Source organism: Leptospira adleri (genome assembly GCF_002811985.1).
Lineage (GTDB): Bacteria > Spirochaetota > Leptospiria > Leptospirales > Leptospiraceae > Leptospira > Leptospira adleri.
The window spans coordinates 25,544-34,859 of record NZ_NPDU01000048.1 but is presented as its reverse complement, the minus strand read 5'-3'; the positions used below and the strand labels follow the sequence as shown (position 1 = coordinate 34,859).

General features: G+C 44.4%; 10 protein-coding genes and 1 pseudogene. 6 read left to right on the top strand and 5 right to left on the bottom strand.

What is annotated here, in order from left to right; translation table 11 throughout:
- Together CH376_RS24285 and rsmI are read left to right on the top strand one after the other, a co-directional pair.
- Positions 1 to 188 (top strand): annotated as a pseudogene (locus CH376_RS24285) (HAD family hydrolase); the annotation flags it as partial.
- 3 nt (positions 189 to 191) lie between these two features.
- Complete coding sequence (gene rsmI / locus CH376_RS16535; protein ID WP_100784199.1) at positions 192 to 959, top strand: 16S rRNA (cytidine(1402)-2'-O)-methyltransferase; 768 nt, start codon at positions 192 to 194, stop codon at positions 957 to 959.
- A gap of 76 nt (positions 960 to 1,035) precedes the next feature.
- Here the strand turns inward: rsmI and CH376_RS24650 are convergent, their stop codons facing one another.
- From CH376_RS24650 to CH376_RS16515, 4 genes are all read right to left on the bottom strand, one after another.
- Positions 1,036 to 2,055 carry a hypothetical protein gene (locus CH376_RS24650; protein ID WP_243394671.1) on the bottom strand — a complete coding sequence of 340 codons (1,020 nt, stop codon included), beginning with the start codon at positions 2,053 to 2,055 and terminating at the stop codon, positions 1,036 to 1,038.
- 169 nt (positions 2,056 to 2,224) lie between these two features.
- Positions 2,225 to 3,070, bottom strand: a complete 846-nt coding sequence (locus tag CH376_RS16525; protein ID WP_100784200.1) for a hypothetical protein — start codon at positions 3,068 to 3,070, stop codon at positions 2,225 to 2,227.
- A 50-nt stretch (positions 3,071 to 3,120) separates the two neighbouring features.
- Positions 3,121 to 3,864, bottom strand: coding sequence for an RluA family pseudouridine synthase (locus CH376_RS16520; RefSeq protein WP_100784201.1), 744 nt, complete (start codon positions 3,862 to 3,864; stop codon positions 3,121 to 3,123).
- Positions 3,857 to 4,309, bottom strand: coding sequence for a MarR family winged helix-turn-helix transcriptional regulator (locus CH376_RS16515; protein WP_100784202.1), 453 nt, complete (start codon positions 4,307 to 4,309; stop codon positions 3,857 to 3,859). The genes CH376_RS16520 and CH376_RS16515 overlap by 8 nt, the downstream gene beginning before the upstream one ends.
- 329 nt (positions 4,310 to 4,638) lie before the next feature.
- Between CH376_RS16515 and CH376_RS16505 the strand changes: the two genes are divergently transcribed.
- Complete coding sequence (locus CH376_RS16505) at positions 4,639 to 5,814, top strand: hypothetical protein (protein ID WP_100784204.1); 1,176 nt, start codon at positions 4,639 to 4,641, stop codon at positions 5,812 to 5,814.
- 33 nt (positions 5,815 to 5,847) lie between these two features.
- On the opposite strand, the gene CH376_RS16500 is transcribed toward CH376_RS16505, so the two are convergent.
- On the bottom strand, positions 5,848 to 6,264 hold the full coding sequence (locus CH376_RS16500) for an SRPBCC family protein (protein WP_100784205.1): 417 nt from the start codon (positions 6,262 to 6,264) through the stop codon (positions 5,848 to 5,850).
- 123 nt (positions 6,265 to 6,387) lie between these two features.
- On the opposite strand from CH376_RS16500, the gene CH376_RS16495 reads away from it, so the two are divergent.
- From CH376_RS16495 to CH376_RS16485, 3 genes are all read left to right on the top strand, one after another.
- The gene (locus CH376_RS16495) at positions 6,388 to 7,002 is read left to right on the top strand and encodes a helix-turn-helix domain-containing protein (protein ID WP_069607767.1); all 615 of its coding nucleotides are present in this window, start codon (positions 6,388 to 6,390) and stop codon (positions 7,000 to 7,002) included.
- 78 nt (positions 7,003 to 7,080) lie between these two features.
- Positions 7,081 to 8,076 (top strand): hypothetical protein, encoded by a 996-nt coding sequence (locus CH376_RS16490; RefSeq protein ID WP_100784206.1) that lies wholly within the window; start codon positions 7,081 to 7,083, stop codon positions 8,074 to 8,076.
- 234 nt (positions 8,077 to 8,310) lie between these two features.
- Positions 8,311 to 8,979 (top strand): HAD family hydrolase, encoded by a 669-nt coding sequence (locus CH376_RS16485; protein ID WP_100784207.1) that lies wholly within the window; start codon positions 8,311 to 8,313, stop codon positions 8,977 to 8,979.
- Positions 8,980 to 9,316 lie beyond the last annotated feature (337 nt).

The window sequence follows — 9,316 nt, the reverse complement described above, 5'->3', positions numbered from 1 at the left end:
CTCGATTTCAAAAGTCAGTCGGTGCGCTTGCGGATCTCGCCTTCGGAGATTCCGTGAACGACTTTCCTCTTTTGGAATCTTCCGCGCTCGGGGTCTTTTTGGATCGGGAAAAAGGAACCGTTCCCCCCCAAGGAACTAAGATCCAAAGTCTTCGGGGTTGGAAGGTTCTGGAAGGAATTTCCGTCTGATTTATGGACGCGAACCCGAAGGGAGTTTTGGTCCTTGTTTCCGTTTCTCTGGGTAATCCGGGCGATCTGACGGAAAGGGCGAAAGATACATTAAAACATTCTGATATACTCATAGGGGAAGAATCCAGAACGACCTCCACTCTTCTCAAATCCCTTTCCATCGATAAAGAATTTTTACTTTGTAACGAACATTCAACTTCCGAAGACATACGCGCGTTAGGCGAAAAAGTAATCTCTTCGGATTTGACCTCGTTGATTTCGGACGCCGGAACTCCCGGAATCGAGGATCCGGGTCGGGAACTCGTCCAGGAAGTTTTGAGAAGAGGGGGAACGGTGAGAAGCGCTCCCGGTCCAATCGCATTCGGCGCAGCCCTGAGCATTTCCGGTTTTAAAATTTCGCCCTTTACTTTCTGCGGTTTTCTTTCCAGGGAATCTCCGGAACGAAAGAAAGAATTGGGTCGTTATCTCAAACTCGGACACACAATCGTTTTTTATGAAACTCCTTATCGTTATAAGGCCGTCTTACACGATCTCGATTTCGTCTTAAAAGAATCCGGAGAAGAAAGGCAGATCTTCCTTTGTCTGGATCTCACCATGGATACCGAATTTCAGTTTCGGGGAAAACTTTCCGAACTTCTTAAAATCGCGGATTCTCTTCCGAAGGGAAATCCGGTGATCGTAGTTTCCCAGAGAAAGAGCGGATCGGTTTCTAAGGCCGATCGAAAAACTTTCCCAAAAAAGAATTTTCAAAAACCTCGAAATAAAAAGTAATTATTTCCGCTCTATTCCTTTAAAGGATTTGGAAATCCGGTGACCGCCGCGATCTAAAAAACGTAAGATTAGAATATTATAAATCGGGCATGTCGATTGTCTTTAAGAATTGCGCCCTGTTTTGAAAAACGGAATCTTCGATCGGGAATGTCGTAATTTCGGAGATCTTTTGGCATTGAGATTTTTTTTCCGCAGAAAACGCCGTACGATTTTGCGTTCGAAAGGTCGGGAGAAAACCGATTTCCTTTTTAGTCTTTTTGTTTTTGGGAGTAAAGACTGCGATAATTTTGACATTCGAATCCTTTAGAACGTTTAGAGTAAAAACCCCGGAAGGTTCGATACTGCCATGACTTGTTCCGAAGTAGTCGATTCCGATTCCTTGGATCGAAAATTCTTCCGGATTTTTCGCGAGAATTTTTCCAGTAACGCAGGTAAATTCAGGTTTTGGTTTATCGAAGTTCCACCAACCGGAGAAATCGATTTTGGAATAGATTTGAAAAGGAACCGAATCAGCACCTTCGATTCCGGATCTCGTAACAGTCTCCGGTTTTTCCGAAATCAAATCCCAATTCCCTTTTGTATAGCGATATACGTTTGAACCGTTCGGATTCGCGAGAGGAAGCAATTCTACGCTCAGATTTTTTTTTGGTTCTATCCGTCTTCCATCTTCGTTGAAAAAAGAAACATAGAACATCCCGGTAGATTCTAAAAGAAGAATGGGGTTGCGGCTCGGGCCGCCGATCTGCGTCGGAATTCCCGCAAAGATAAAATCTGCGTGGTTATTTAAGTTGATAACTCTCACTTCCACTCGGTTCGTTTTCGGAAACGAACGGGGAGGAATCGTCAGTCTCAGATTTCCTATGTCCATGACGGATTCTAAGTCCGTAGAAAAAAAATCCACTACGGGTTTTAAAATCGAAAAGACGAAAGAAGAATTCTGGGACGACTTTCCGATTTCCCATCGAGTTTCCTGACTTTGAATGATCTTTAGTCGTTCATCCGGACTCAATGTCGGATCGCTCGGGTCGGTATCGGCTGCAATTGGGTTCGAAAAAAAGCAGACAAGAATCAAAGGAAAAATCAATAGACGAGTCATAGGATGATCTTCGATTTTTAAACGATAACCTTTAGAATAAATTGAGTTTTTTTCGGGTTGCGACTTGTTTTTGTCTTCTTTCTTTTGTCTGCTAATTTCTAAAACTCAAAAATCATTTGTCGCGATTTCGCTTGAATGAAAAAAATAGATACATTTATATTCTATAATATTAGAAATTCTTTAAATAATCCGGCATATCCGGCAAGGAACTTTCGGTCCAAACCCAGTCACCGACGATCGAAACGATCGGCGCGGATTCCCCTTCTAAGATGGCGACTAACGCTTTTTTGAGATCTTCCTGAGAAGTTAGTCGAAACGGAATTCCCGGAAACTTGGACGCGAAGGAGGATTCTTCCTGTCCGGCGACGTACTGGAGAAAAAAGTCAGGGAAACTCATTCCGGATTCCTTTTGTTGTCTGAGCAAGTCTTGCAGATTTTTATCCTGAGATTTTTTCCCCATCCTCTGAAGAATGATCGTGATTCCCCGGACGCTCTGACTAAAAAAAGAACCCGCACGGATGATCTTTCTTTGTTTCGGATTCTGAAGCGCCCATTCCTCCATTTTCCTTTTGATAAAAGCGAGCGAGCCGTAAAAGGGTTGGAGATGCGGTCTGTAATAGTAAGCGGAATAACCTACGCTCAGCGCCGGCTTTAATTTTTTTTCCACGGCGAGCATCGGATCCAAACAAAATCGCGCGGCTTCTTTGACGTCGTTTTCGGGCGTTTCCGAAACCGGATAACCTAGATTTCCTCTCGCGGGCGTGTAGACAAAAAGGTCGAGCTTTTCGATTCCATTCTTTCTTAATCCTTCGTATAGAAGTTCGAGGGAAGTCTTCGGATCGTCCAAGTTGATCTTAGTGATCGTCAGATCCGCTTCCGGAAGAGGACTTTCTTTGCTCGTTGTGGCGATTATCTTCCATTCTTCTTTTTTTTTCTTCGCGAATTCTCGAACGGCTTCGACTGCGCTTTGTCCGGCAACCCCGCTCGATCCGATGATGAGTGCGTTCTTTGACATGAAAATTCTCCGTTGTCGGAAATAGTCCTCAAGAAGTGTTCTTTGTCTTTCTATTTTATTTGGAATCTGGAAAAAAGAGAAGGGTCAATCGAAACTCCATCTAAGAATTTCCGGAAGTCTTCCGGAGGAGGACAAAGAATCCGTTGTTCGAGTCCTTCCTTTTCCTGAAACGATACTCCGAGCGCGTGTAAAAGGGACCTTTGGGATCCGGGTATTGTCTTCCGCTTTGTCTGCAAATCGCGTCTTGTATCGCCTAACGACGATTTTTCGGAAACTCCGTAGACACGATCTCCTACGATGGGATATCCTTTTTCACTCAGGTGAAATCGGATTTGGTGTCTTCTGCCGGTGTGAAGTTTGGCGAGGAGGACGGAAAAGTTTTCCTTTGGATTTCGTTTTAACACCACAAACTCGGTGACAGCCTTATCCCCTCCGGAAAAAACTTTTCTTACTTTTTTGTTTCCGTCCTTGAGATAACAGATTTCGGTGAAATTATCCTCCGGAAGAATTCCCACAACGATGCAGAGATAAATTTTTACGGATGATTTCAGAATTAGATCGGCTTCCTTGTTTTTTTCGGGATCCTTACAGAAGAATACGAGGCCGCTCGTATCGAGATCCAATCGGTTCACCGTTCTTAAAAAAGGAAGAGAGAGTTGAATTTGAAGAAGGTCCGAAAAGTTTTCCCTTTTGGAATCCTTGGTCGCGTGGACCGGGATCCCGGGAGGTTTTTCCGCGAAAAGAAAAGAATCGGTTTGATAGAATATTCTAAAATTGGAATGTTCTTTAGGCATTCTTTTGTCTTAGATCCAAGAGAGAACTTCTGAAATTTTTTTCGTCTTTGAGAATGGAAAAAAAAGTTCTGTCCGTCGTTTCCACGATATGGACCGCTTTCCCGACGATTTCCTTCCCTTCGGAAGTAAGAAAAAGGCAATTGGCTCTGGAATCCGCCGGATCGGGTTTTCGAGTGAGAAGTTTTTTGGATTCTAAACTTCGAATCACCTTGGACGTCATCATCACGTCGGTTTTTGCGTGTTCTGCGAGCCGTACCTGCGTCGCCTTTTGGCCCGCTTCCTCGAACCAAGCCAAACTCGCGAGCAGGACAAATTGGACGTGCGTTAGATCCAGTGCGAGCAGATTTTCCCGTATTTTTTTTTGCCAGAGATTTGTGATCTGCCAAAAAAGAAAGCCGGTGCTTTCTTCCGCTTTTTCTTCTTTGAATATGGACTTGGATTTCATTGTGTTCTTCTCGAGCAGGTTTCATTCTAATTTTTGAACTTGGATTGTAAAGTGGGATTGTTTTTCCATTCCGACCGAATCGGAAGCGTTCGGAAGGATGAAACCCCGGATTGCCTGCGGATCTAAGAATCGCGATTTCAAACGATTTTTTTTAGGAACGCTGCGGTTTTTTCGGTTCCTATTTTTTGCATTTCGCGCTTTTCGAATTTGAATTCTTGCCATAGAATTCTATTTATTTCGAATTGGATAAAAAGAATCCGATCTTGCTACTTTATAAATTTATTGGGTGAAGAATTCAGAGTGTTGTTATCTTATAAAAAGGGGCGGATGTGAAAAAAGCGATCCGTAGCGCATTTCTGATTCTGTTTTTTTCTTTTTGTGCTCAAGCGGAACGGTTCAGTTTTGATTCTTCCAATCCGCTCGGGATCCTCGCACAAATCGGTTGGAGTCTCAATTCGATCGACAATCAGAAATTTCCTTTTGTGGCCGCCGGAGAATCCTGCGCATCTTGGTATTCAGTGGACGGAAACGATTGGTCTTACAGCGCGACTCGCTTTCCCTCTTGCAGCGGCGGATCGATCCGTTCGGTGGTTTACGGAAACGGGACCTGGGTCGCCGCGGGCGCTTTGAGTTCCGGCTCCGGTTGCGGGCTTTGGTGGAGCAAGGACGGACAAACCTGGACTCGGGCCGTCTGCGCCAACAACGGAGGAGGAAATTCTAACTTTCAACTTTACTCCGCGGCTTACGGGAACGGAAACTTTTGGGTGGGTGGAGAAAAGGAAGGAGCGGGAAGCGGAGTTTCTTTTTACGGATTGAAATCGGCGGACGGCGTTTCCTGGCAATACTTTCCGATCGATACGGGAGGAGCGAACAATATTCCGGATTCTGCAAGTAGTTCTTCGTTTGACTCCGTCCATCTGTTCACATATTTCGGTTTCACCAATTCCGTGACCGGCAATATTTCCAAGTTCGACTCGGACAAAGGAACCTGGTCTCAGAATGGGGACGGGGACATTCTTCCAAACATCCCGAGCAGCATGAAGAATGTTTTCGCGTTGAAGTCAGGCAACGTCATTTCCTTCGGAGACGACGTCAACGGAGGAGGGGCCATCAGCGTTTTCAGCGGAGGCGTTTGGGGAGCTCAGACCGCGACTACCACTTCCACAAGAATCAACGCGATGGCCGAAGGAGCGGATAAAATTCTCGCGTTAGGAAACGTTTGCACCTTAGATTACACTTCCGATCTAACCGGACTTTCGGGTTGGATCGGCTTTTCCGGAACGCCGATCACGGTCAATGGATGTTTAGGGTTGCACTGGTCCGCGGCTTCTTACAACGCGGGATTAAAATTGTATGCCTTAGGTTCGACGGGAACGGGCGCTAGTAATCCTTCGACATTTGCGGTTTCTTCCACGGGAGCGCCTGGCGATTGGAAACTGATACCGATCACTCAAAGTGGAACTCCCGGTCCCGCAGTTCTTTCGATCGCCGCAAAGAAGAATTAAGGAATTCTTTTGTTTGAAATTTCATCCAAAACTCTAAGCGGCCTCGGCGAGTTTTGCGAGATTCTTCATTGCCCCGGGCAATTCTTCCCGAATTTTATTTCCGATCACTCGGGAGAATAAAAAAGAAAGAGGACCCGAAAACGTTACCGTGTGGACAAACTTGGTTCCGGAATCCGTGGGAATCAGTTCGTGTCTGAACTCCAACTTGCAGAGTGGAAGCTGGGTGAGATCGGAAAAAAGTTCTTTCTCTTTCACTTCCATCAAACGAAACCAAGTTTTCGGTCCGCCCTTGGGCTTGAGCATTCCTTTACTTCCCGCTTTGAATTCTCCCTTTAAAAAAGATTCTTCGATTTCATGATCCCAGGTTTTCCAATTGGAAACGTCTTGATAAACTTTCCAGAGTTGAGTCGGGGTTGCCTTTGTATTTTCTTCGTGTCGTATGCGTTTCATCGTTTGCCTCGAGTGAATTATAAATATAATTATTATAATCGTGATTATTATTTCAAGTCTATTTTTTTCCTGATCGGAGTTTTAGATTGACAGAATTCTGCTATATTAGACAAAAAAGGGGAAATGAACCCAGCCACGGAAGAATTGGAAGCAGGGAAAGACCTTCCCTCCAGCGAACACATCACAGAAGTCGTTAAAGAAAATCTAAAACTCATCCGCCATACGAAAGGATTTTCCTTAGATAAACTGGCCTCCCGTTGCGGCGTCAGCCGGGCTATGCTTTCTCAGATCGAACAAGGAAAGAGTGTTCCTACGATTTCGGTGCTTTGGAAGATCGCAAACGGTTTGAACGTTCCTTTTAGCGAACTTCTGAAAGAAAAGGGAACGGAGGGGATCATCGTAATGAAGGCTGAAAACACGAAGGTTCTGTTTTCCAGCTCGAAGGTTTTTTCCAGCCGCGCTCTTTTCCCTTATAACGGAAACCGCAAAACCGAATTTTACGAACTCATTTTAAAACCCGGCGGGATCGAGGTCGCAGAATCCCATCAATCCGGAACCACGGAAAACATCGTCGTCGTTTCGGGAAAACTTCGTCTTCGTGTCGGAGAAAAAGTCGTGGAGCTGGAACCGAAAGATTCCGTTTTTTTCAGAGCGGACATTCCTCACGAATATTCCAATCCTACCGATCAAGAAACCTTAATGTATTTGGTGATGGATTACCGAGACGAAATCAATTGATTTCCTAAAAAAGATCTTTCCATTCTTTGTCCGAAAAGGAGAATCCAGAGGATAATTTCCTTTAGGACAAACCAAAGAATGTGCGATCCTTTTTTTTCTAAGAAAGTTTTTCTTTCCTCGCTTTTAGTTTTTCTTTATTCTTTTTCATCGAGCGCGGAGAGTTTGCCAATCTCCTCGTCCGCTTCCGACTCCGTTTATGAGGAACAGATCTCCTGTCATCCGAACGACTGTATCTCCCTAAAGCTCGAAGACATTCTTGAAGAAGGGGTTAAATCAAAGGTCTCTCAGTTGATGTCAGAGAACGCGGGTAAAATTCTTATAGATACTTCCGGCTCCGCCCGCAAGATCGATTCTCCGGATTTGGACGATATCCGTACGGTTCTGGAGGAAATTTCGAAGAGGGAAGGAAAAGTCGCGATCGAAAGATTGCACATCGCGACCCGTTCTTTTCAACTTCCGGATCCTCCGTTTTTAAAGGACATCGGTCTTGTAGGTTGGGACGTTTTTAAGAGGGTCTACAAAAAGATCTACTACAGAAGGACTTCGGATTATCACGCAAAGGTTTTGTATCATCCTGAAACGTTGAATATCTTTCTCGTTTATTTCGTTCACCGCAAATACGGAGATATCTGTAATACCGTTTTCGCGAATTGCAGCGAAATCGAATATCTGGACGACGATACGTTCGACTTACAACTTTCCCAAGCCTTGCGGGAATCCAGAGAGAAAAAGATTCCGGTTAAGGTTTCTTTTCGTCAAACCGAGGCGGTTCTTCCCGAAGTAAAATTGGATCTGGATCATTTGAAAGAAGTGAATCGTTCTACTCGGATTTACAAATGGATGGCCGCCGGAAAAGAAAGGGAAGTAAAACCCGTTACGAAGTCCAGGTTCCTCGTGTTTCAAGCGGTGGTTACCGCGATCGATTATTCTCTCACCGTCTATGATATGATTTCAGCTTTGATTTTGTACAAACCTGCGACGGAGAGAAAGATCGAGATCAATTACGTGGACTCGGAAAAAGGGAAGAAAATAGATTCCGTCATTTTTCTTCCTCCCGAAGAGACAAAAAATTAAGGAAAGAATCGTTTAATAATATTCTTCTTTTTATATATTCTTAAAATTGAATGTTTTTTTGAGTGCTTTTTCGGTTTAATAGGGCCCTTTTTACGGTTTTATTTTGGACGGATTTTAGGTCCGATCTCCATCTTTTTTAGAATCGTTATTCTAATTTTAAAAAAGAAATGGATCTTTTTAAATCTAAAGAAGCGGTTTGAACGATAGAATTGAGGGAAAAGGGAAAATCTTAGAATGAAGATCCGAGCGATTCTTTTTGACTACGACGACACTTTGGTTCAGACGAGAAGGGTTCGTTATCGGACCCTGAAGATTCTTGCAAAAGAGAAATTTCATTTCGAGTTGAAGGATGAATGGATCGATGAGGCTTGGGGATTACCGGGGGACGATTTTTTAAGAAGAATTTACGGAAAACATTCCGAAAACTTGGACGCCCTTTGGGAAGTTTACAATTCTTTTTGCGAAAGGGATCCGAATCTTACTTTTCCCGGAGTCGAGGACTTCCTACAAAAATATGAATCCAGGTTTCATTTTGGGATTCTTTCTTCTTCGAGCGGAAGGAGAGTTTTACGTGAAATTGAAAGTTTTTCCTTTTCTAAAGATTCTTTTTTTGCGATTCAGACCGCGGAAGAGACGAAAGTTCATAAACCCAATCCGAAAGTTTTTCTTCCGATTTCGGAGGAAGCTAAAAAAAGAAAACTCGATCCTTCGGAAATTCTCTACGTCGGAGATACGATCGGGGATGCGACGGCTTCGAGGGGCGCGGGGCTTTGCTTTTTAGGAATGGCCCATGAAGGGCATTCTGCGGAGGTCTTTCGTAAGGAGAATTTAGAATTCGTTTCTTCCTTTGCTGAATTAGAATATCGGATCGAGTCTCCGTCTTTTTTTAGCTCTTCTTTTTGAGAAGGCTTTTGTCTTGTCGTAGTTCCGACAGACTCTTCCGTAAAAGTCGCGGCCCCACCCTGATTGGGTGGAGGAGGCGGGTCCGCGGGAAAACTCGGCGGACTTTTCTCTATCAGAGAATTAGCATGTTGTCAAGGACGATTCTTCTTGTCGGAGTTCCGACAAGCTCTTCCGTGAAAGTCGCGGCCCCGCCCTGAATTTGGGTGGAGGAGGCGGGTCCGCGGGAAAACTCGGCGGACTTTTCTCTATCACAGAAATTGCATGTTTACAAGAAAGATTCTTCTTGTCGTAGTTCCGACAGACTCTTCCGTAAAAGTCGCGGCCCCACCCTGCGGCG